At 45.7% G+C, this 23,327-nt stretch carries 24 protein-coding genes and 1 tRNA gene; 3 read left to right on the top strand and 22 right to left on the bottom strand.

Going from position 1 to position 23,327, the window contains the following annotated elements:
* Positions 1-362: 362 nt before the first annotated feature.
* The 3 genes from I2F54_RS09110 to I2F54_RS09100 all read right to left on the bottom strand — a co-directional run bounded on the left by I2F54_RS09110 (position 363) and on the right by I2F54_RS09100 (position 2,572).
* A complete protein-coding gene (locus I2F54_RS09110; protein ID WP_195501026.1) occupies positions 363-893 on the bottom strand; it encodes an ORF6N domain-containing protein in 531 nt (176 codons plus the stop codon).
* Between the two features lie 84 nt (positions 894-977).
* Entirely contained in the window at positions 978-2,213 is a 1,236-nt protein-coding gene (locus I2F54_RS09105) for a site-specific integrase (RefSeq protein WP_195501025.1), read from the bottom strand.
* Between the two features lie 274 nt (positions 2,214-2,487).
* Positions 2,488-2,572, bottom strand: a tRNA-Ser gene (locus tag I2F54_RS09100).
* A gap of 114 nt (positions 2,573-2,686) precedes the next feature.
* On the opposite strand from I2F54_RS09100, the gene I2F54_RS09095 reads away from it, so the two are divergent.
* The gene (locus tag I2F54_RS09095) at positions 2,687-5,221 is read left to right on the top strand and encodes an endonuclease MutS2 (RefSeq protein WP_195501024.1); all 2,535 of its coding nucleotides are present in this window, start codon (positions 2,687-2,689) and stop codon (positions 5,219-5,221) included.
* A 73-nt stretch (positions 5,222-5,294) separates the two neighbouring features.
* A complete protein-coding gene (locus I2F54_RS09090) occupies positions 5,295-6,506 on the top strand; it encodes an L-serine ammonia-lyase (RefSeq protein ID WP_022217940.1) in 1,212 nt (403 codons plus the stop codon).
* Between the two features lie 29 nt (positions 6,507-6,535).
* Here I2F54_RS09090 and I2F54_RS09085 read toward each other — a convergent pair whose 3' ends face one another.
* The 11 genes from I2F54_RS09085 to I2F54_RS09040 form a co-directional block, all read right to left on the bottom strand.
* Complete coding sequence (locus I2F54_RS09085) at positions 6,536-7,027, bottom strand: PepSY-like domain-containing protein (RefSeq protein ID WP_195501023.1); 492 nt, start codon at positions 7,025-7,027, stop codon at positions 6,536-6,538.
* A gap of 41 nt (positions 7,028-7,068) precedes the next feature.
* The gene (locus I2F54_RS09080; protein ID WP_087412521.1) at positions 7,069-7,509 is read right to left on the bottom strand and encodes a PepSY-like domain-containing protein; all 441 of its coding nucleotides are present in this window, start codon (positions 7,507-7,509) and stop codon (positions 7,069-7,071) included.
* A gap of 92 nt (positions 7,510-7,601) precedes the next feature.
* Positions 7,602-8,891 carry a sensor histidine kinase gene (locus tag I2F54_RS09075; protein ID WP_195501022.1) on the bottom strand — a complete coding sequence of 430 codons (1,290 nt, stop codon included), beginning with the start codon at positions 8,889-8,891 and terminating at the stop codon, positions 7,602-7,604.
* Entirely contained in the window at positions 8,888-9,565 is a 678-nt protein-coding gene (locus I2F54_RS09070; RefSeq protein ID WP_195501021.1) for a response regulator transcription factor, read from the bottom strand. Before I2F54_RS09070 ends, I2F54_RS09075 begins: the two co-directional genes overlap by 4 nt.
* 51 nt (positions 9,566-9,616) lie before the next feature.
* Entirely contained in the window at positions 9,617-10,168 is a 552-nt protein-coding gene (locus I2F54_RS09065) for a DUF4738 domain-containing protein (RefSeq protein WP_022217944.1), read from the bottom strand.
* Between the two features lie 110 nt (positions 10,169-10,278).
* Positions 10,279-10,506 carry a DUF4248 domain-containing protein gene (locus I2F54_RS09060; RefSeq protein WP_039950587.1) on the bottom strand — a complete coding sequence of 76 codons (228 nt, stop codon included), beginning with the start codon at positions 10,504-10,506 and terminating at the stop codon, positions 10,279-10,281.
* A gap of 165 nt (positions 10,507-10,671) precedes the next feature.
* Positions 10,672-11,136 carry an HU family DNA-binding protein gene (locus tag I2F54_RS09055; RefSeq protein ID WP_009121530.1) on the bottom strand — a complete coding sequence of 155 codons (465 nt, stop codon included), beginning with the start codon at positions 11,134-11,136 and terminating at the stop codon, positions 10,672-10,674.
* Between the two features lie 223 nt (positions 11,137-11,359).
* Positions 11,360-11,974, bottom strand: coding sequence for an HU family DNA-binding protein (locus tag I2F54_RS09050; protein ID WP_087426560.1), 615 nt, complete (start codon positions 11,972-11,974; stop codon positions 11,360-11,362).
* Between the two features lie 11 nt (positions 11,975-11,985).
* Positions 11,986-12,114, bottom strand: a complete 129-nt coding sequence (locus I2F54_RS16270; RefSeq protein ID WP_009121527.1) for a hypothetical protein — start codon at positions 12,112-12,114, stop codon at positions 11,986-11,988.
* Positions 12,115-12,221: 107 nt separating this feature from the next.
* A complete protein-coding gene (locus I2F54_RS09045) occupies positions 12,222-12,908 on the bottom strand; it encodes a potassium channel family protein (protein WP_118467446.1) in 687 nt (228 codons plus the stop codon).
* 8 nt (positions 12,909-12,916) lie between these two features.
* Entirely contained in the window at positions 12,917-14,746 is a 1,830-nt protein-coding gene (locus tag I2F54_RS09040) for a TrkH family potassium uptake protein (RefSeq protein ID WP_118047313.1), read from the bottom strand.
* A 134-nt stretch (positions 14,747-14,880) separates the two neighbouring features.
* On the opposite strand from I2F54_RS09040, the gene I2F54_RS09035 reads away from it, so the two are divergent.
* Complete coding sequence (locus I2F54_RS09035; protein WP_195501020.1) at positions 14,881-16,248, top strand: TrpB-like pyridoxal phosphate-dependent enzyme; 1,368 nt, start codon at positions 14,881-14,883, stop codon at positions 16,246-16,248.
* Here I2F54_RS09035 and I2F54_RS09030 read toward each other — a convergent pair.
* The 8 genes from I2F54_RS09030 to I2F54_RS08995 form a co-directional block, all read right to left on the bottom strand.
* Positions 16,245-17,822 (bottom strand): chloride channel protein, encoded by a 1,578-nt coding sequence (locus tag I2F54_RS09030; RefSeq protein WP_195501019.1) that lies wholly within the window; start codon positions 17,820-17,822, stop codon positions 16,245-16,247. The two genes, I2F54_RS09035 and I2F54_RS09030, sit on opposite strands and share 4 nt — an antisense overlap.
* A 228-nt stretch (positions 17,823-18,050) precedes the next feature.
* Complete coding sequence (locus I2F54_RS09025; RefSeq protein ID WP_022217931.1) at positions 18,051-18,590, bottom strand: hypothetical protein; 540 nt, start codon at positions 18,588-18,590, stop codon at positions 18,051-18,053.
* Between the two features lie 27 nt (positions 18,591-18,617).
* Positions 18,618-18,974, bottom strand: coding sequence for a hypothetical protein (locus I2F54_RS09020; RefSeq protein WP_195501018.1), 357 nt, complete (start codon positions 18,972-18,974; stop codon positions 18,618-18,620).
* A gap of 4 nt (positions 18,975-18,978) precedes the next feature.
* Positions 18,979-19,518 carry an RNA polymerase sigma factor gene (locus I2F54_RS09015; protein WP_009121520.1) on the bottom strand — a complete coding sequence of 180 codons (540 nt, stop codon included), beginning with the start codon at positions 19,516-19,518 and terminating at the stop codon, positions 18,979-18,981.
* A gap of 145 nt (positions 19,519-19,663) precedes the next feature.
* The gene (locus I2F54_RS09010) at positions 19,664-19,840 is read right to left on the bottom strand and encodes a DUF4250 domain-containing protein (protein ID WP_009121519.1); all 177 of its coding nucleotides are present in this window, start codon (positions 19,838-19,840) and stop codon (positions 19,664-19,666) included.
* Positions 19,841-20,027: 187 nt separating this feature from the next.
* Positions 20,028-21,056, bottom strand: a complete 1,029-nt coding sequence (locus I2F54_RS09005) for an iron ABC transporter permease (protein WP_195501017.1) — start codon at positions 21,054-21,056, stop codon at positions 20,028-20,030.
* The gene (locus I2F54_RS09000; RefSeq protein WP_195501016.1) at positions 21,049-22,182 is read right to left on the bottom strand and encodes an ABC transporter substrate-binding protein; all 1,134 of its coding nucleotides are present in this window, start codon (positions 22,180-22,182) and stop codon (positions 21,049-21,051) included. The genes I2F54_RS09005 and I2F54_RS09000 overlap by 8 nt, the downstream gene beginning before the upstream one ends.
* A gap of 8 nt (positions 22,183-22,190) precedes the next feature.
* Positions 22,191-23,318, bottom strand: a complete 1,128-nt coding sequence (locus tag I2F54_RS08995; RefSeq protein WP_087412530.1) for a YncE family protein — start codon at positions 23,316-23,318, stop codon at positions 22,191-22,193.
* Between the last annotated feature and the right edge of the window lie 9 nt (positions 23,319-23,327).

Below are 23,327 nucleotides of genomic sequence, written 5' to 3'. Positions count from 1 at the left end.
CTTTGCCTATTGAAATGATTAAAACGACTGTCCCGGCTGGGGGACTGCGTAAGAGGAAGATTTACAGATAGGGAAACTGGGGAAAAGTGCCTGTTCTCTTTCATCTTTTAGGGAACACTCCATGCGGGCGGGAAAGGCAAGGGTATGGCAAGTTTACCTTGCGGTACGCTTGTGCGGGTTTCCAACGGCTCTTTTCACGGAATACAGTCAGCCATGCCACGCACGGCTGGCGTTCCGGGGAATGTGCCAGTTGGAAAAGGACATAAAAAATGCGGGTAGTCGCCGGACTGCCCGCAAGGTGAAAGAATATACTTTATTGGAATATGGTTTGTTAGGTGGAATTTCGTTACCGAAATCGTTACCTATTTGTTACCTGAACGGTCATAGGTAACGAAACCTATCGGACGGCGTTCTTTTTGCTGCTGCGACTGGCTTAGAAGCTGAGTAAGGGCTTGGTACAGTTCATTGAACTGCGCATCGGTGCTTACCTCCAGTTCCTCAATGCGCTTTAACAGTTCCTCGTAACCGATTACCATTTGGCGCATGAGTACGAAAGCCCGCATGATTGAAATGTTTACCTCTATGGCTACTTTGGAACGGAGAACAGAGGAAAGCATGGCTACGCCCTGTTCGGTGAAAGCCATTGGCATAGCAACGCCGAAGTTGTAATCAGGGGGTATCACATTTTGTGACACCCCTATGGATAACAGTAAGTTAGCTTCCTCTTTGGTGAGGACAAACATAAAATCACCGGGGAAACGCTCTATATTGCGTTTGACCGCCTGCTTCAAGGCTCGTGTTTCCACTTGATAGAGTTCTGCCAAATGCAAGTCAAGCATCACCCGGCAACCTCTGACTTCAAAAATCTTGTTTTGGATAATCTGTAAATCCATAATTGTATATTTTAGGGGATTAAGTAATGTTGGAACAATAGTAAGGACTGGTCACAATTTGTGACCAGTTCCCAATAATCAAGATTACATGGCTACTTCCTTGTAAATCTTTTCGATACCGACAAACTTCTTGTCAAGTCCCTGCATATCGCTGCCTATCTTACTGTTAGTTATGCGGGCGTAGATTTGTGTCGTTTCAATGTTCGTGTGTCCCAGCATCTTGCTGACCGTTTCAATGGGTACGCCTTTTGAAAGTGTGGTGGTCGTGGCGAAAGTATGGCGAGCGAGGTGAAATGTCAGGTTCTTTTTAATCCCGCATACATCGGCTATCTCTTTCAAATACGCATTTAGCTTCTGATTGCTGATAATGGGAAGTATCTTGCCGTTCGGTAATTTGCCCTTGTACTTCTTCAAAATCATCTTGGGAATATCCAGCAAGGGAACATTCACGTCCGTATTGGTCTTTTGCCGCTTTGTCATTATCCAAAGGTTGCCGTCAAAGGATTTGCGGATATTGTCTTGCGTAAGCCCGGCTACATCTATATAGGCAAGTCCGGTGAAACAGGCAAAGATGAACAAGTCCCTGACGTATTCCAGCCGTTCGGAAACCATTTTCTTTTTAAGGATGATTTTTATCTCGTCCTCCGTCAAGTAGCCCCTATCCACTTTTTCCAGCCGAATTTTGTAGCTGGCGAACGGGTCGCCCACCAGTATGCCGTTGTTGCGGGCAATGATGATGATGCGCTTGAAGAACTGCATGAACTTGGCGGTGGTGTTGTAACCGCACTTGCAGGCGGTACGCAAATACAACTCAAAATCGGTAATGAACATTGGAGTAATTTCCTTAATGGATATGTCCGATACGTTGTACTTGCTGCGGATGAACTCGGCAAGGTGGCGGCGGGTCACTTCATACTTGCGGTAGGTCGCTATCGTCTTGGATATGCCCACAAGCTGCTTCACATCGTCATTGTGCTTTTGGAACAATGAAAGGATTGTTTCGTGGCTCTCGCTGTGTCCCAAGAACTCGTTCTTCACTTTCTCGGCGGTCACGTAGTTGTCACGCCGCTGCATTTCGTGGTAAATGGTGTTCAAAGATGCGTTTATATCATCCAGCATACGGTTTATGCGGCTGGCTTCCGAAGTACGTCCGGTAGCCTTGCCCATTTTACCGTCCCAAATAGAGTGTGGCACGTCCAGCTTGGTGTTAAAACGGCTTGCCACGCCGTCCACTGTGATACGGGCGAAAATGGGGTACGCACCGTTGGCTTTCTGCTTGTCTTTCTTTGCGTAAAAGCAAATGTTGAATGTCGATTTCATAACTCACTTTTTTAAGTTGCAAAACTATTGTAAATCTCTAAAAATGAGCTTTATGCAGGCAAGCCAAATAGCGACAGGACTTCGCCAATTTCGGACAATCTGTACCCCCCTTACCGATTTTGTTTGTCGGGGGTACGAGTTAGGTTACGAACTTTGTCTTTTAGGGGCGAAAAGGTGTACTTCAAGGCAGACACAAGGGGATAAAAAAGTCCCACAAATCATTGAATTTGTGGGACTTGTCTGCTTACTGTCCGGTTTTGTCCGGTTAGTTCAGCGGAGAGACAGGGATTCGAACCCCGGGTGCCTCGCAGCACAACGGTTTTCAAGACCGCCGCAATCGACCACTCTGCCACCTCTCCCAAACTTCCTTTTCAGAAATGCTTCTCTCTTAAAGCGGTGCAAAGGTACAAATCATTTTTAATTCTGCAAACATACTTCTTATTTTTTCACGAAATAATTGTACTTTTGCATCCATGATATACCCACAGAACTTTGAACAGAAGATAGGCTTCGACCAGATACGCCAACTGCTGAAAGAAAAATGTCTCAGTACGCTTGGCGAAGAACGAGTGACAGACATGGCATTCTCCGACCGCTTTAGTGAAGTGGAAGAGCGTCTGGATCAGGTTACAGAATTTGTACGTATACTCCAAGAAGAAGATAATTTCCCGGCACAATATTTTTTTGATGTACGTCCGTCCCTGAAACGAATACGGGTGGAAGGTATGTACTTGGATGAACAGGAACTTTTCGACCTGCGCCGTTCCCTGGAAACGATACGCGATATTGTACGTTTCCTGCAAAAAAGCGAGGACGAAGAGGAAAACACATCCCCCTACCCTTGTCTGAAACGACTGGCGGGAGATATAACGGTCTTTCCCCAACTTATCGGAAAAATAAACGGTATTCTTTCACCTTACGGAAAAATAAAAGATAACGCATCGGCAGAACTGGCACGCATCCGCCGCGAACTGGCAAGTACGATGGGAAGCATCTCACGTTCACTTAACAGCATCTTACGCAATGCCCAGTCGGAAGGTGTCGTAGATAAAGACGTAGCCCCCACAATGCGCGACGGACGACTGGTGATTCCAGTAGTACCCGCCTTGAAGCGAAAAATAAAAGGTATCGTACACGATGAATCCGCCAGTGGTAAAACCGTGTTCATCGAACCCGCCGAAGTAGTGGAAGCCAACAACCGCATCCGCGAACTCGAGGGTGACGAACGACGGGAGATTATCCGCATCCTTATGGAGTTTTCCAACCTGTTGCGTCCGTCCATCCCCGATGTGTTGCTATCGTACGAATTTCTCGCCGAAATCGACTTTATCCGTGCCAAAGCATTATTCTCCGAACAAATCACCGGGTTGAAACCGGCTTTCGAGAATAAGCAAGTGTTAGACTGGACAATGGCAGTACACCCGCTGTTGCAACTCTCCCTTGCCAAACATGGAAAGAAAGTAGTACCGCTGGATATAGAGTTGAACGAAAAACAACGTATCCTCATCATCTCCGGCCCGAATGCCGGTGGAAAGTCAGTCTGCCTGAAAACCGTAGGACTGCTTCAATACATGTTGCAATGCGGCCTGCTCATCCCGATGCATGAACGCAGTCACGCCGGTATATTCAGCAATATATTCATTGACATCGGTGACGAGCAGTCTATCGAAGACGACCTGAGCACCTACTCTTCGCATCTTACGAACATGAAGATAATGATGAAGAGCTGTAACGAACGCAGCCTTATCCTTATCGATGAGTTTGGCGGCGGTACGGAACCCCAGATTGGCGGAGCGATAGCCGAGGCCGTTCTGAAACGTTTCAACCAAAAGCAGACATTCGGCGTTATCACCACGCACTACCAGAATCTGAAGCATTTTGCCGAAGACCACGAAGGGGTGGTGAATGGCGCCATGCTATACGACCGCCATTTGATGCAGGCTTTATTCCAACTCCAGATAGGCAATCCGGGCAGTTCGTTCGCCGTAGAGATAGCCCGTAAAATCGGATTGCCGGAAGATGTAATTGCCGATGCCTCGGAGATTGTAGGCAGCGAGTACATCAATGCCGACAAGTATCTGCAAGATATCGTACGTGACAAACGATACTGGGAAGGCAAGCGCCAGACCATCCGGCAACGCGAAAAGCATATGGAAGAAACCATCGCCCGCTATCAGGCGGAGATAGAGGAATTGCAGAAATCACGCAAGGAGATTCTACGGAAAGCCAAAGAAGAAGCGGAACAACTGATGCAGGAAGCCAACGCCCGCATTGAAAATACCATCCGTACCATTAAAGAGGTGCAAGCCGAAAAGGAAAAGACACGTCAGGTACGTCAGGAATTAAGTGACTTCCGCGAATCGATGGAAGCTCTTGTCGCCAAAGAACAGGAAGAAAAGATTGCCCGTAAAATAGAAAAACTGAAAGAAAAACAGAACCGGAAGAAAGAGAAGAAAGCCAATAGAGGTCAGGAAAACGCACTGTCCGCACAAGCATTGGCAGAACAACAGGCGCGGAAAGAGGCCGAACGCCTCGCAGCAATCGTACCCGGAAGCAATGTCAAGATAAAAGGGCAAACTTCGGTAGGCGAAGTGCTGGAGATAAACGGCAAGAACGCCGTCGTTGCATTCGGCAGCATCAAAACCACCGTCAAGCTGGACAGACTGGAACGAACAAACGCGCAGCCCAAGCAAGCGGATGTTTCTACCAAAAGTACTTACATCAGTTCGCAAACCCAAGACAGCATGTACGAAAAGAAGTTGAACTTCAAACAAGACATAGATGTACGCGGCATGCGTGGAGATGAGGCCTTGCAGGCAGTGACCTATTTTATAGACGATGCCATATTGGTAGGAATGTCCCGCGTACGGATTCTTCATGGAACAGGTACGGGCATTCTGCGTACTCTTATCCGTCAGTATCTGCAAACCGTACCCGGCGTAAGCCATTTCGCCGACGAACACATCCAGTTCGGCGGGGCGGGAATTACGGTGGTAGACTTGAGTTAATTGAGAATTGTGAAATAAAAATTGAGAAATAGAAATCAAATAAATACTAATTACCCGATAACTAATTGCCAACATGAAATCAATCAAAGAACTCTATCGCATCGGTACAGGTCCTTCAAGCAGCCATACAATGGGACCCCGCAAAGCCGCCGAAATATTTCTGGAAAGACATCCGGAAGCAACGGCATTCAAAGTAACGCTATACGGCAGTCTGGCGGCAACAGGCAAAGGCCACATGACTAATATCGCCATTACCGAAGTGCTGCAACCGGTAGCGCCGGTAGAGATTATTTGGGAACCTAAGATTTTCCTTCCTTTTCACCCGAACGGAATGAAGTTCGTTTCGGTAGACAAAGAGGGAAAAGAAACCGACCAATGGGTAGTGTTCAGCATCGGCGGCGGCGCTTTGGCGGAAGAGAGCGACGGTGCGTCCTCGGTTAACACCCCCGATGTGTACTCCATGAACAGCATGACGGAAATTCTGCAATGGTGCGAACGCACAGGGAAAAGTTATTGGGAATATGTCAAGGAATGTGAAGACAGCGATATATGGGACTATCTGCAAGAAGTGTGGAAAACCATGCAGAATGCCGTAAAACGGGGTTTGGAACAGGAAGGAGTACTCCCCGGCCCGCTGAACTTACGACGCAAAGCCTCAACCTATTACATACGTGCCAGCGGATATAAACAGTCTCTGCAATCACGCGGACTGGTATTCGCCTACGCATTGGCAGTGAGTGAGGAAAACGCTTCGGGCGGTGTGATTGTTACTGCTCCCACATGCGGTTCGTGCGGCGTGATGCCTGCCGTGCTCTATCATCTGGCCAAGAGCCGTGAGTTTAGCGACACACGTATCCTACGCGCCCTTGCCACAGCCGGATTGGTAGGAAATATAGTAAAGACCAACGCTTCCATTTCGGGTGCGGAAGTAGGATGTCAGGGAGAAGTCGGCGTAGCCTGCGCAATGGCCTCGGCAGCAGCCAATCAGTTGTTTGGCGGTAGCCCCGCACAAATAGAATATGCCGCAGAAATGGGCTTGGAGCATCACCTGGGAATGACCTGCGACCCCGTATGCGGATTGGTGCAAATTCCGTGTATAGAGCGCAATGCCTATGCCGCCGCACGCGCTTTGGATGCCAATCTCTACTCCTCTTTCACCGACGGTATGCACCGCGTATCTTTCGACAAGGTAGTAGAGGTTATGAAAGAAACCGGAAATGACTTGCCGTCACTTTACAAGGAAACAAGCGAGGGCGGTCTGGCTAAAGATTATAAACCGATGTAAAAAAAAAGTGGCTCACTCCGCCACTTTTTTTACATCGGCCAGTGCGTATCGTCTTTATCACCACTGACATCACGCTGTTGCAATAAAGCGCCGTCCTCAGCATAGAATAACTGATATTCCAGATTACCTTTTTCTACCTCGATAACGTATTGAACGGGCTGTACGGGGTATTCGAGCATATCGATGTCTTCCCGCTTCCAGTTAGCATATTCCCCACCCTCAAAAGCAGTCTGTACCGTAGGGGGCAAACTCCCCCAAAGGATATCAACCTCGGTCAATCGCCAAACGGCCTGAGTATCATACCACACATCCATTTCTTTACCGTCCATCCAGCAGTCGGCCACGAAATAATCGCCTTTCCGCTCCCACTCAATATCGGTAGCAGCGGGATATTTATTCTTTAAAGCTTTAGAAACCGCATCCGGAACGGTTATGCCATCGTTCTTGTCATCATCGCCGCACGCGCTGAAAGCCGATGCAGCAATGAACATCATCGCCAATAGTTGAAACTTCATTTTCATATTATGCCATCAAAATTAAAGTGATACATTTCATGTTACAATCAATCGTCCATGCTGACAAACTTACCTTTATTATTGAATTTCAAGGAGTAATCATTGGCGAGTTCAACTTCCACCCCGCTCCGTCCGCGTTCAATCTTGGTGATCATCTCCTGCGGAAAGTTTGTTTTTACGTATTCTCGCACAGATACCGGAATCAATGCTTCGGGTACGGCAGCTTTCTTACAGTCGACTTCGGTCCAGTTACCATTACTGTCAAAATCAATCTCGGTACGGTCGGTCAACAGTACCTCATACTTTTTAGAACCCAGCATACCGGTCTCAATCTTAATATGTGAGATTTGCGGCTTGGTGAAATACTGGTTGATAAAGTTACGGGCGGTCAAAGGCAGCTGCTTGGCATCGCGTGTAATGACATCGCCGGCAAACGCAAACTGAACGGCTATAAGAGCCAATACAAGAATAGACAATACTTTCTTCATAATCGTTATTTTTTAATGTTACTAATTCGTTTCGTATCATTCACACTGCAAATAACGACAGAGAAATAGGAAAGATTTGGGAATAACAGGCGTTAACGGTTATTTTTATTTTCTTTAACAAGCAGGAAGCAATGCATCCCGTCCTGCCATTCGTACGTGAGCTTCAAAGCGGAAATCCGAGCGATAGAACGGGCTATGGCAAGCCCTAATCCGGTGGATTCTTTCTTTCCGTCAACGCTGTGATAGAAACGGCGGAACAGCTTTTCACCATCCAAAGGAGTATCGCCCGTATTCTTTATTGTCAATGAAACCGGAGTGGTAAGTATCTGCAACTCTCCCTCTTCTTCATTATGAAGTAACGCGTTCTTCACCAGATTGGAAACCAAAATCTGCGCCAACGAATGATTACAGCGGATAATAAAAGGATGTTCTCCCTGCTTACGCAACAAGCGTACCTGCTTGTGCTCGTATATATCCATCAAATCAGGCAGAAGATTATCCAGTATCTCGTCTACCGATACATCTTCCGACTCCGTGTACTGTCCGTTCTCTATGCGGGAAAGCAGCAACAAAGACTTATTCAGTTTCACCGCACGCCCCAAAGTGGCGTAAATTTCATCCAGTTCCTTCATCTGTTGTTCTGTCAGACTATCGCTTTCCGCCAGTAATTCCACTTTGCCACGTACAATGGCAAGCGGTGTCTGCAACTCATGCGAAGCGTTTTCTATAAATTGCTTCTGCTCCTCATAGGCTTTATAACTACGGTTTCCCATATCTACCGCCGCCTCACTCAGTTGGCGGAACTCACGTATTTTCGTAGGATTCTCCAACACCGGAACTTCCTTTCCGGGCTGGATGCCATGCAACCAGTCCAGTAGTTTATGCAACGGGCGGAACACTCCTTTCAGCACCAGCTGAATACCGACAGAGGTACAAATCAGGAAAAGCAGGAACAATGCTCCCAGATACCAGAGCATCGCCTCTACCATATCGTCGCGTTCCAAGATGGAAATCATCAGGGTAAGCTCATAAAACTGTCCGTCGGGCATACGAAAAGCCGTGCGCATCACACGTACCGGCTCGTCCTCATCCTCAAGTTCGATATAGACGGTAGAATCATAGAAGACTTCCCGATAATGGCGTCCCTCTTCTTCGGAGATAGGAAGGAATTTATAGAAAGACATCAGAGAGCCTTCCGTTTCAAGAACAGAGGGGTCGTGAAGCGCATGTTCCATTAATATCCCGGCATAATTTTCCAGCGTATCATCCGTTTCGTCAACAACCTCATCGATAATGGCATAATAAAACAATACACCCCATACAGTCATCAGGACGAATAGCAATAAGGAGATTTTGCGATATGTGTAATATACCAGTTTCATAACTCGGACAGTTTATAACCAAAGCCATAGACAGCCCTCAGTTCCACGGAAGCGCCGGCCTGCTTCAATTTCTTGCGCAGATTCTTTACTTGCGAGTAAATGAAATCCAAAGAATCGACCTGGTCTATATTATCACCCCATACCGACTCTGCAAGACTCATTTTATTAATAACCCGATTGGGATTCACCACAAAGTAATACAGTAAATCGAACTCCTTACGGTTCAGTTGCAAAGGCGCACCGTCCACTTCCGCCTGCCGCTTGTCAGGATAGAGCAGCAAATTACCTACGGTGACCGTCACATCACCCTGCGTCTGACGGCGGCGGATCAAAGACTTTATGCGGGCATTCAGTTCTGCCAAGTGGAAAGGTTTCGTCAGATAATCATCGGCTCCGAGTTCCAGACCGTCCACCTTATCATCCAGCGAATCTTTGGCGGAGATGATAAGCACACTGTCCGTACGGCGTAAGCGCTTTAACTCACGCAACAAATCCAGACCGCTTCCGCCCGGCAGCATAATGTCCAGCAGGATGCAGTCGTAATCATAGTCGTTTATCTTATCCAATGCCGAAAAATAATCGGCAGCCGTTTCTACGACAAACTTCTCTTTCAGGAGCGAAGCGCGAATGGTTTCCCGCAAATCTTGCTCATCTTCTACAATCAGGATTTTCATGTCAGCAAAGGAACCTCACAAATCTGGAATCATTCTGGAATTACCCGAACATCAATTGGAAACAGTATCTTCCTCGTACACATCTTCCAACAGTTCTTCTTTCGCCATCGAGATTTTACCGTCGGCGGAAACCGTCAGTCGGAGAGGCACGTAGAGGTCTGTTTGCGGATAGCAGATGCTGGCAGCATAAATAATTCCCTGAGGGGTAGTTTTATCATAAACCAACCCTTCCAGAATAGCGTACTTCATAAATCCGGCATCCACCAGCGAGGCGAAACTCTCTTTCGTAAACACCCTGTCTACAATCTGCTTACCGCCACAGGTGATGCGCAGGGTAATGCTGTTATCAACGAACTTCTCGCCTTGTTCATTCTTCACAATGGGCAGGCTGTCATCCGGACGGCGCACCACAGACGAGCGATACTCCTTACCTTTATAAGTAATGGTCACTTTGGTATCGGAAACCTGCATACGCTGCGGAGCGGAAGTCACGGTGCTGTCCTGCATCAATACCTGCACATCGTCTCCACCCTTTTGCCGGGATGTACAGGAAACGACTGACAACGCTACCACACAAGTCACTATATAAACAACGGTTTTCATTGATTCGTTTTTTAAATTGACAAGGGCAAAGGAACAAAAAGAGCGGGAGAAATACAAATGAAAGCTATTAAAGCTTTCCGTTTTTTATGAACTTAAAAGCAGCCCGTTAATTAAGGCTCATCCAAATAGTGAACGATAATCCCGACTTGTCTCGGCATAAAAGTCCGTACTCTTACATGATATCCCGTAAGAAGCAGTTCCGCATACAATTCGCGATTGCGTTTAATCCAGCGTGTCAGTGTACGAATGGCACAGCGTGCCGTAGCATTGGGGCAATACAAACATGCTAATTCTTTTTTCGTATACGTCCTGATACGAAAGTCATTTTCATTTTCCATAGTTTTTTGCAGGTTTATCATTATGTGCCGTTTTTTATTATTGATGTAAAGATACAACATCCGAAAGGCAAAGTCAAGTAATCAGAGGAAAGATGTGAACCCTTATAAAAGAAGTTCATATCTCCCTCATCTACATCCACTTAGTTTAAACAGATGGAAAGCATATTACCCCAGCGGGTTTTCCTCTTCTCCATTGCCACCGGCATCAGGATTAGAACCGCCTCCCGAAGTTGTTTCCGAGTTTTCCCAATTAGCTCTCGTCACGCTGGCACGTGTCAGCATCTCTTTAAAATACTGCCCCGGAGTAAAAATTATCTTTCGGCGATAAACCGTATCTGATTTCACATCTTCCTGCTTATCCTGACTTTTCGCGTTAATACCCGGACGAAAACAGCCAAAATCACCTAACTGCACAGAAAAGCCCTTGTTTATGTTTATATTCAATGTGTCTATCAACCCATCCAATACCATCTTCACCACACCACGCGGAGCCATGCCTACCTTAGTGACTTCATCGCATAAATCTCCAAACTGTATTATACCCAACGTCTTCATTTGCGCCACATACTTTTCCGTTTTTGTCTTATCAAAACCGAACACTCTCTTCTTCACTTCATAATTAAATGCCATAATTCTTTTAATTTTAAATGATTAATAAATTTGTTTTCGGCCTTGTTCACTCGTCAGTTTGCAAAACCTGTTTCTCTGTGATCACAATACAAAGATACAACAGGCACAAACCGACATGGTGCTTTAACTGTCGTTTCAGTAAGTTTCAGTAAGGATAAAGAAGGATTAATAAGGATAAGTAAGTCTCTGATAAATAAAAAGATATAAATCAATAAAAAATATTTCACTTTTTTCCCGCATACACCACATTCCTGCCCATTCCGTATCTGAACAATACCCCGTTTTCTATGAACAGATTCAAATCGTTAATGGCTTGTTTGTAGCTACGTCCCGTCAGGCGGGCATATTGGGCACGGTTGATACAAGGGTTCCGCTGTAAGTATTCGTCCAGTAATTGAAAACGGCGCTCCATAGATAAAAAGGTATCCGAGGAAGCCGATACCACAGGTCGCGGCTTACGTTCAAGCTTCATCTTACCGCCTAATTCCTCATAGAACCGCTTTCCCAAACGAAAATTCAGTCCGCGCAGAGCCACGGACGCGGCACGCACTTTATCTTTCTCCATTGCACGGCGTTGGCAGCTCAGTGAAGGAGTAAAATAGCCAAGTTCTCCCAACTCTACCGTCCAACCGTTAGCCAGGCAATCGCGCAACTCGTCCATAAAAGCCGCCATTGTCCCCTCAAGCACACTTCGGCTGATACCCGTGAAAAGATGTACGCGGTCTATAAACTCTTTTTTATCAATTGTCCCTTTAGGCACAAAGCGGGCATAAAGAGGCTGTTGTTCTCCGGTCCGACCAATATCCGGCTTTTCAAAAAGGTCATAATAAGCACTCATATTCTTTGATATTAAGCTTCACCATAGTCATACCCGGCATCCTTTCTCACGGTGACAAAGAGAGAAAACCATCCCAATACTAAATCGTTCCACCACGGAGTAAATTTCGTTCCATCATGGTGGAACACAACTTTCTCCATGGCGGAACGAAATTTACTCCGTGGTGGAACGATTTGCTATTAGGAAGTAAAGGTACTACTCTTCCATAGGAAAAGCAATAAAATCACAAAGAAAATGCATCCGATTATCACAGCGCCTTCCAGAACTTCCGGAAGTCCTGATACCGTCCATAACACACCAGCTGGTCTCCTGCCTGTATCTGGTCGTTATCCGGCAACTCGTTTACAACATCATGCTCTATGAAAGAGATGCCCAGACAGTTTTTCAGCGTTTCGGCACGTTTCAGCGCAAGCAACTTCAAGCCGAATTCATTATCGAGTTTCAATTCATTGACACCATAGCCGATGAATCTTTCGGGCACTGTGAACTTCATTACATAATAGTTGGAATCTACACGGAAAGTTTCAATATCCGCGCCAAATTCCAACAGATGAACCAGACTGCGAGCCGCATCTTCTTCGGGAGTAAGAATACGTTCCAACCCGAAAGCTTCAAGCACCGAACGATGAACCCCGTCGATAGCCCTGGCATAAATGCGTTTCACCTTTTTCTGCTTCAACAACGCCACCACGCGGATAGACGCACCAAAATTCTCACCGATGGCCACAATCACGACATCGACGCTGTTCAGCGGAAGTACGGACAAAGCCTGTTCGTCAGTCGCATCAATCACAAATGCGGTTGCTATCTTGTCCTTTAAGCTATCCACACGACCGGCACTGATATCCGCACCTATCACTTCATGCCCCAAAGCAGAAAGTTCCTCGGCAAGCACATGGCCGTAATTTCCCAAACCGATAATAATATACTTCATATAAGTCATTAATTAATAATAATCTGTCCACTCGGATACTGATACTTCGTATTTTTTTTCTGCTTGATGATACCAAGCATCAACGTTATCAGCCCTACACGCCCGACAAACATCAAAAGCGCAACCAACAGTTTACTGTCACTGCCCAGCAGAGGCGTGGCATTTAAACTGGAACCGACCGTACTGATGGCCGAAACACATTCAAAGGTAACCGTGAGCAAAGACAGCTTCGGCTCCAATATGCTGATAATAAATATAAATACAAACAATACTCCGAACGACATCACCACCGTAGCATTAGAACGGCGGATGGAGTCGTAAGACAATTCGCGTCCAAACACCTCTACCCGCTCCGTGCCGCGCAATACAGCCACAAGATTCAATACCACGACAGCAAAAGCATTCACCTTGATACCGCCTGCAGTAGACTGCGAACCGCCGCCAATCCACATAAGAATAAGGTAAATCAATAAGGTCTGCACGCTCAAACCGGCTAAATCCACGCTAGAGAAGCCAGCCGTACGGGGACAAGACGCATTGAAGAACGCCTGCGTCCACTTATCGGCAACCGACATACCCGCAAAAGACGCATTCCACTCAAAAAGAGCGATACCGGCCGTACCGACCACCAGCAACAGGAAGGTAACAATCAGCACGATACGCGTATTCAGATTGTAGAGGTGGTAAAAACGGCGGCCGTCCCACTCCCACGTACGCAGAAATCTCCAGAAACGGCGTATATGGTAAAGGATAATATCCTTGAAATTCACCAATATCGGAAAACCGATACCGCCAAGAATAATCAATAAAGAGATGTATATATAGAACGGATTATGGCCTGACATCAGCAGCGGATTGCCCAAATTGCCCGGTAATGTGGAAAAACCGGCGTTACAAAACGCCGATATGGAGTGGAAAGCCGAGAAAGCCAATTCCTCGTGTATATCCATCCCCATCGTGCCGTGAATATCGCTCCAAATAGCGAGCATGCCCGCCCCCTCTATCGCCAATGTAAAGCCGAGGATATAGACCAGTGTGGACAACAATGAATTCAATGAATTGGAACTGACCATATCACGCACCACCAACTGATTGTACAGCGAAGTATTCCCCATAAAGAACATTGCAAAGAAGCTCGTCAGCGTCATTACTCCCAAACCGCCAATCTGAATCAGCAGGATGATGATTACAAAGCCCGTCGTCGTAAAGGTGGATGCCACATCCACCGAGGTAAGCCCCGTCACACACACCGCACTGGTGGAAATAAACAGCGAATCCACCCACGAGATACCCGCCACCGTAGAACGGGGAAGCATCAGCAATCCCGTCCCGATGAGTATGATAATGAGAAAACTGACTGCCAGAATAAGCGAAGGATTTGTCCGTCGCCCCAACAAACGTACCAAGCCATAAGACAGATTCAGGAAAGAAAGCATCAGCAGCAACGCGAGATGATATATCCTGCCGTTCAGAAAATCCCAGACAGCCTGTATGGCCCCTTCCACCTCTGGACGATGAAAAACTACCGGAACCAGTGTCAGATAAAGCAGGAAAGTCAATATCCACGTCAGCTTGCTAAAGGTCTGCCTCGTATCTTTATATTCCAATGCGATACGCAAGGATATATCGCTCAGAAAGACAATCCACACTCCATGATACAGGCGTTGCAACTGGTGAGCTTCCGCAACCGAAATTGTAAATCCATGTTCATACACCAAACCGACAATCAACAGGATGGATGCCAGGTAGGTCAGGGTCGTCATCACCCCCAACGCCACACGTATATAAGGATGAATCCACTTATTTTGATACAAAAGAAACTTATGATAAATCTTCATAAATATACCAATTGATGAAACGTGGCAAACTTAGACAAATCTACCTTCATAAACAAAAAACAATGGAAAAAAGAAATTGGTTTAAAAATAATAGCTACATTTGGACACTGAATCACTTTTAATTTATAACCACTATGAGCAACAAGACAAAAAGATTCATTCTTCCGGAAGACGAAATTCCACGTTACTGGTATAATATACAAGCCGATATGGTAACCAAACCCATGCCGCCGCTTAATCCCGCTACCAAGCAACCGTTAAAAGCGGAAGATTTGTATCCCATTTTCGCAAAAGAACTTTGCCGCCAGGAGCTCAATCAGGCAGATACGTGGATTGAAATTCCCGAACAGGTGCGCGAAATGTATAAATACTACCGAAGCACTCCGCTGGTACGCGCCTACGGACTGGAAAAAGCGCTCGGCACACCGGCACATATCTACTTCAAGAACGAAAGTGTCAGCCCCATGGGTTCTCACAAACTGAACTCCGCCATACCGCAGGCTTACTACTGCAAGCAAGAGGGCGTGACGAATGTCACTACCGAAACCGGAGCCGGGCAATGGGGAGCCTCACTGGCCTATGCCGCCCGCCTCTTCGGTCTGGAAGCTGCTGTCTATCAAGTAAAAATCAGCTATGAACAAAAGCCCTATCGTCGCAGCATCATGCAAACATTCGGTGCGCAGGTTACTCCTTCACCGTCCATGTCTACCCGTGCCGGGAAAGATATTCTGACCGCCCATCCCAATCATCAGGGTTCATTGGGTACGGCTATTTCCGAGGCTATCGAACTGGCACGCACCACTCCCAACTGTAAATATACACTCGGTTCCGTATTGAGCCACGTCACCCTGCATCAGACTGTAATCGGACTGGAAGCCGAGAAACAGATGGAAATGGCTGGTGAATATCCCGACACGGTTATCGCGTGCTTTGGCGGCGGTTCCAATTTCGGCGGTATCGCATTCCCATTCATGCGCCATACCATCCTTGAAGGAAAGAAAACACGTTTCGTCGCCGCCGAACCGGCCTCCTGTCCGAAGCTGACACGCGGTAAATTCCAATATGACTTCGGCGATGAAGCCGGGTATACTCCGCTGCTGCCGATGTTTACACTGGGACATAACTTCGCTCCCGCCAACATTCACGCCGGCGGTCTGCGTTATCACGGCGCAGGTGTCATCGTATCACAACTGTTGAAAGACGGATATATGGAAGCAATGGACATCAAGCAACTCGAATCGTTCGAGGCGGGCTGCCTGTTCGCACAAGTGGAGGGTATCATTCCCGCGCCGGAATCTTGCCACGCCATTGCAGCCACCATCCGCGAAGCGAATAAATGCAAGGAAACGGGTGAAGAAAAAGTTATCCTGTTCAACCTGTCCGGTCATGGCCTCATCGATATGGCGTCGTACGACAAATACCTGGCCGGTGACTTGCAAAATTATGAATTGACCGACAACGACATTCAGAAGAATCTGGATGAAATAGGCAATCTGGCCTAATAGATATTCGCCATACTGACGAGCGGTTCATAGAGTTTCTCTATGTCCTGCGAATCCATTTCAATCTGCACCTGGTCTCCCGGAATCAAACTTGTTTCCGCAGGGACCAGGTTTTTTCCGTCCCTATGCACATTGATGATAACGCAGTGTTCGGGCAAGGAAAGTTCGCTTACGGATTTTCCGTCAAAATAGGAACCCGTCATGACCTCTACTGACAGAGTATATCGTTTTTCTTCCCGGAAATCGGAAGAGTTAATCATATCTTCATACAAAGTGACATTGAAGGACTTCATCTGGAGCAGTTCCGTAAAATAATAGGTCAGCCCGCCTACTACCACCGAAGGATAGAAAACCTCAAAATGCCCGGTAATCTCTGTTATCAGCACAATAGCCGTAAGCGGAGTACGCTCAATAGCCACCAGGAATGCAGACATGGATATCAGCATGACGTAAGTGATATTTTGAGGCTCGATAATGCCGTGCCTCACAGCAATCAACCCTACAAGCTGCCCCAACAACCCGCCTGTCACCAAAGTAGGAATAAAGCTTCCGCCCGGAAGACCGGAAGAAACGGAGCATACCGAGAAACCAAAATGCAGCAGCATGACGGCAAGTACCCACATTATTTCCGTACTGCCGTTCTGCGCCTGTTCCAGCAAGAATTGTTCGCCGCCGCCCGTCAGGTTTACTTGCATCAATGAGATAATGTAAGCAACCAGTACCAAATAAAACATCTTGATATATACCGGAGACTTGACCGTAGAATATACCCGTTTAAACGAAATCATAAGCGCAGAGTATATTTTACCGGTAATGGAAATAATGACAGCCAGTATGAGAAAATATTTCATCTGGACGAAAAAGGTCAAAACCGGTTCCGACACCTCAATCAGATGATAAGGGTTCACGGGGAAAACCAAACTGGCAATAGCCCCTGCCACCACACCGGCCAACAGCGTAGTAATAGCCGTCTTGGGTGCGTCGAAACGTTCGATAGACTCAATCACAATCAATGAAGAGGCCAGCGGTGCGGCAAAGGCGGCCGCAAGTCCCGCTCCTGCTCCCGCCGCCAGTAACTGCTTGCGTTCTCCCTGCAGAATATGCGTCCACCGTGAAACGAGACTGCCTATATAAGAACCTATCTGTACGGACGGCCCTTCGCGCCCCAATGACAATCCGGCAGAAACGGAAAGGATTCCGCCGGTGAATTTGGACACCAGCTCTATGAACGGATGCTTATAAGTGATCCGGCCGTTGATTGCCCCACGTGTCTGCGGAATGCCGCCACCACCGATAAGAGGCATTCTGCCGACCATACGGGATACAAGAATCAGAATTCCCCAAAACGATAAGAACAATGGGATATGCCAGTACCAGGCCGGACGGGATGCAAAGAAGTCGCTACGGATATGCAGCAAATAATAGAGCAGATAATGATAAGGAACCGCAATGAGGCCTGTCAGCAAGCCTACAATCATGCTGACAAAATAGAGCCGCGCATCTACCAGCTTCAACTTCCAGATATGCCAGCCGCGAACAGTTTTCCAATTCTTTATTTTCTGAAACAACCGCATGGGATATGTTTTGTTATCTGCATTTCCCTACAACAAATTCTCCCCTGCGAAGTTCTGAACCGATATCCTATTATATTTATTTCACCTCTCAGCCTTTCCGGAAATACAAAAAAACCTCCCCTTTGCATGCACAGAGAGGAGATTTTTGGCTATGTCCAAGAAGCAGAACGATACTTTTTATACTATGACACACTTTTATATAAACCGATAAGCTTCTTTAAACAGGCTCTAAGACTTCTGAACAGGACGTACCGGACGTTTCTGCTTTCCTTGCGCAACAGTTTGTTTTTTTCTGCGGTCAAATTCTTTTTTCAGCTTATCGGCATTATTCTGTTCCGTTTGATAAATCTTCATAATCTGTTTGGGAGAAAGTATCTTTCTAAATTCATTATAATACTTCTCACGTACATCCAGAATCCTACGGCTTTGGGCAAAACGTCCTTTTATCTGCTGTTCCACCTCGGCATCTGTCAGCAACGGTTTGGGTTCCGGCTTCACACCCGTTCCTTCCGCTCTTTGTTTTGCACGGTTCATCATTCTGCATTCGCGTAACTCTTTTAAATAATTCTGATAAACCGGAATGAACTTGGCGGTAGTGGCGTCATCCAACATCAACATTTTTACCATTTGATTAGTCTGATGCTCCATGACCTGTTCCGGTGTATGACGTTTCTTCTTATCCTTATTCATTGGGTTTTGAGCAGAGAGACCGAGTTGACTGCCTATCATAAGGCATGTCAAAAATACGTAAATAAATTTTGCTTTCATAATTCTTTCTTTTTTAAGACAATACTATTAATTTAAAAATATATCGCTTTCGGAGAAGCTGACGAGCTCTTCCAGCTCCTCGTCCGACATTTCACGAATCCATTTATCTGCAGGGACTACCGCCGTACAATTTTTGGTATCCAATATCTGCAAATCGGAAGTTCCTCTTTCGCCTTTCCAAAAATGGGACGGTATAAACAGAAGGCCAACTGATACTGCAGCTATGGCGACACCCGTAGAAACGGTTATCCATAAACGGTGTCCCGGAAACCTGCTGCCACAAGTACGTTTCCGCACATTACGCTGCATCTCCTCAAAGAAGCCTTCGGGAACGCGATAGGGTGTTTTTTTTCCTATATCATCAAAATCAAACTCTTTTTTCATAGTCCTAATTATTTAGTATGTACTCTTTAATCTTCTCCTTCGCATAATGATAATTCACTTTAAGCGTGTCTGCCTTACTATCGAGGATATGAGCTATTTCTTCATAATCAAGCTCATCATAGTAGCGAAGGTTGAATATTAATCGCTGCTTTTCCGGCAATCTCAATATTGCTTCCTGAAATTTGACAGCCAACTCATTTTCATAATCCACATAATCGGAAGCCTTTAATTGAGAAATCAGGTTTTCCTGAACATCCTCGGTCGAAACCGTTTCCCGTTTCTTACGGCTGTTCAACAAGCGAAGACTTTCATTCGTCGCAATCCTGTAAATCCATGTGCTCAATGAACTCTCTTGACGAAATTGCTCCCAATGCCTGTATACCTGAATAAAGACTTCCTGCAATACATCCTCCGCATCTTCATGCAACACCACCAAACGCCGTATATAATAATATATCGGTTCTTGAAAGCATTCCACCAACAGTTGGAATCCTTGCTCGCGGTTGGATTTATATATTTGCCGAATCTTGTTTTCGTTTATCATCAGTTCATCCGGGTTTTACAGGTTAGAAAGGGAAAAAAGGCCGAAGTTAAATGAGGAGCGGTACATTTGTTGTTTATTAACAAAAAAATCAGGGCTGCATCTTGATAAAGACACAGCCCTAATCCATCTGTTTATAAGTTCGGAATTACCAGAATCTGTTTCGTGCAGGGTTATACTCAAATCCCACCGTTTTCAGCGTCCGGATAATTTCATCTCTTTCTACGTTCATATCCTCACAGAGTGCATCCAGTGAAGGATAAAAATCACGCAATTTCATGTTGATGAAGCTATACAGCATCATCGGATCTTCAGGTAATTTCATAATCGCAACCTTTGTTTAAATTAAAACTAATACCGGGTGCAAAAGTACTATAAAAAATAATACAAAAGTATCTAATCCTTTGAAATCTGCAAGTTATCCACGCAAACGATTGAAATAACATAAATGCAATGGGGAGCCGCTATTTATGAGCGCTCTAAAAGAAAAAGTCCTATATAGTTGAAGAAAATCAATTGAAATGCTGCGGGTTTCTCTGACTAATGATAACATAGATGATTACCGGCGCCCCGATAATCGGCGTAACCGCATTCAAAGGGATAATCCCCGCCTCACCGGGCAAAACACAAATCAAATTGCAAAGTAAAGCCACCGCCCCGCCACTCAAAATAGTAACGGGCAATAAAGAATTATGATTGGCAGTCCGCAATATCATACGGGCTATATGAGGCACGGCAAGACCGATAAATGCAACCGGTCCGCAAAATGCAGTGGTTATGGCGGTCAGCAAACCGGTTATAACCAAAAGCCAGTTACGTACATGCCCTATATTTACGCCCAGATTCTCGGCATAGCGCTCTCCCAGCAATAATGCGTTCAGAGGTTTTATCAGTAGTAAGGAACCGAATAATCCGGTTACCGTTACCAATGCGAAAGCGGGCATTTGTTGCAAAGAGACGCCACCGAAGTTACCCAATCCCCATATCATATAAGATTGTACTCCCTCCGCCGTAGCAAAGAAATTCAACAAAGCGATAGCGGAAGAAGCGATATAGCCTATCATAATACCCGTTATCAGCAACATGACATTGCTTTTTAACAGCGTAGAAAAGAAAAGGATAAGCCCCATTATCAACATGGCTCCTACAAACGCCCCTGCCAATACGGAAAAGAAACCGGACAGGCTGAACGTTCCGGCCGATATGCTCCCGCCAAAGAATAACATCACAAAGGCCACTCCCAAACTCGCTCCGGAATTAATGCCCAAAATAGACGGGCCTGCCAACGGATTTTTAAAGGCTGTCTGCAACATCAACCCGCAAACAGACAATGCGCTTCCGCAAAGCAATGCCGTCAAGGCTTGGGGTAAGCGGGACTCCCATACGATAAAACTCCAGCTTGCTTTTTCCCCTTCGTTTCCCATCAGGATACGGAATACATCGGATACAGGAATCGTAACCGACCCTATCAACAGATTAGCCACAAACAGTAATACTATTACTATTCCTAATCCGACACCATATTTCCATCCTTTACTCATTCAATTTGCAAAAATAACGCAAACCGCCTAAATCTCCTATTTCAGGGTGTAGAATCTGTATCAAATCCGCCAATAAATAATCCGGACGGAAAGGCGTTTCTTCATAGAAAGGTACTTTCGCCGTATTACATCCGTAAATATTCCTCGTCTTGAATGCCTTGAAACCTGTATAACCCATATAATCGGCTTTCAAATCAGCATAAGTCATATCCCGGTCGCGATTGTATTTGATGGTCCAGACATCGGCATCTCCGGCTTTATCAAAAACTGTTTCAAAAGCCAAAGGAATGGAACCGCTATGTTTATCTTCCGAGAAGACATAACGTCCGCAGGCGTCATTAAACAAGCGTCCGATTGTACTGCGACCACCCGGAACGTACCATGCAGAACCGCTTTTCAGTTCGCTAACAATTGATAATGACACTGACGAAAGCGCTGCACTCTTTTTAAGCCGGCTATAACAGCTATCCACTTCGGCAAAAAGGCTGTCGGCCTCGGAAGCAACTCCAAAAAGCAATCCATAGAAACGCATCCATTCGGCACGGCCTAAAGCGGAAGTTTCCATATAATCGGCACATTCGATAATGGGAATATTCAGTTTTTCAATGCGTCCGTAACCACCACTATTCTCAAATGGAGAGAGCAGGATGGCATCGGGATGTAACTCAATAATCTTTTCCATATCAGGGTTCATTCCGTCGCCGCAGTCAATAATAGCTCCCTTACTGCATCCGTCCTGTATAGACGGGAGTTTGATATACTTCAAGTCACAAACGCCACCGATACTGCCCGTAACTCCCAAACTCTCCATAAGGCTGCAATGAACCGAAGAATAAATTACCGATTTGCGGAGAGGGGTACGGACAATCGTACCTTCGGGTAAATGAGCCGGCAATGATTGGGATGACGGAACCAGTATGTACGTATGCAATGTTTTCAGGGTGTCCCAAGGGTTGCGCAAAGTAGCGACGGTGTAGTCGGAATAGGTCACCAATGTGAGATTGTCGGCATAGCGCAGAGGGATGGTGTCACCGGCCGTTAAAGCTAAAGAAGCTTTACTTCTCCCTCCGCAAGAAGAGAAAAGCAAAGCTACTAAAAACAAGACTGATAATACAAGTCTCCTCATTGTCTCTGTTAATTAAAGAATACAGCAGAATTTGGGTTTTGACCACCACAATCAAATTTTTCCATATATGTACCGTCATTTCTGAAACGGTAAATATCACCGTTTACATTACTATGTCCTGTAGTACCGATATAAATATCACCATTACTATCGTTGACCGCTATCATGTAGATAACTGCTGTAGAAAGCTCTTCTGGAGCATTTTTCAAGAAAGAACCGGAGCTTTTAGTGCCAAGCTTTACATCATAAGTATAAAACGTATTGACTGCCGCAGTTTCCGGCCAATTGCTGTAATCCACTCTAGAGTCCACACAATACAATTTATCGTTTTCAACGGCCACGTGAGTGGCATATCCCAAATTAGTCACCTTATTATTATTTTTTGAATCTATCATCTGCAATACCCGGCTTTCAGCGCTATAATCCCAAGAAATAAGAAATACCTTGTCATTATCTTCCGTCAAATTATTAGGGTTTGAGGCTACCGTCAAAGTCTCTTTAAAAGAGAATGCATTCAAGTCAAAAACTAAAACTTCCGTATGATAAATATAGTTTCCACCTTCAATCTTATAAGCATTGGCTACATAAAGCATATCATTACAGATGGCAACCCCTTCCAAATTATCACCATATCCTGTTAGCTTCTTTTCTACTTTCAATGTATTGGCATTGATTTTGGCAACCACACCGCCATAGAAAGACGCATAAATATAGCCGTCATGAGCTGCAATATAACGAATACCGGCAGACAAATCTGCATCACCTACAAAAGAAACACGAGCCTGCTCCACACATGCTGCATTCAGTTTGGCCAAATAATTAGAACCATAAACAGAAACATAGATGTAATCTTCATACTCTATCATATCCTGACCGGTATCTCCCAATGAAGCCTTGTTCTGTGCTTTATAAATATCACCGATAACATCGTTGTCTTTATTCGGAGCATAAAATGCTATACCGGCATTATTCTGTCCCATAGTTCCTTCATTCAAGAAATAAGCACGGACATAAGGTAATTCAATCTTTGAACCGCTATCGTCCCAACTTTGCCCATCATCATCACTGCAAGATGAAAATGAAACACTCAGTGCCAACATACACAGCACACTCAATAATAAACTTCTTACTTTCATAACACTTTA

Origin of the sequence: Bacteroides clarus, from assembly GCF_015555825.1 — a bacterium.
Taxonomy (GTDB): domain Bacteria; phylum Bacteroidota; class Bacteroidia; order Bacteroidales; family Bacteroidaceae; genus Bacteroides; species Bacteroides clarus.
Note: the sequence above shows the minus strand (reverse complement) of the source record. Positions and strands in the feature narration are given on the sequence as shown.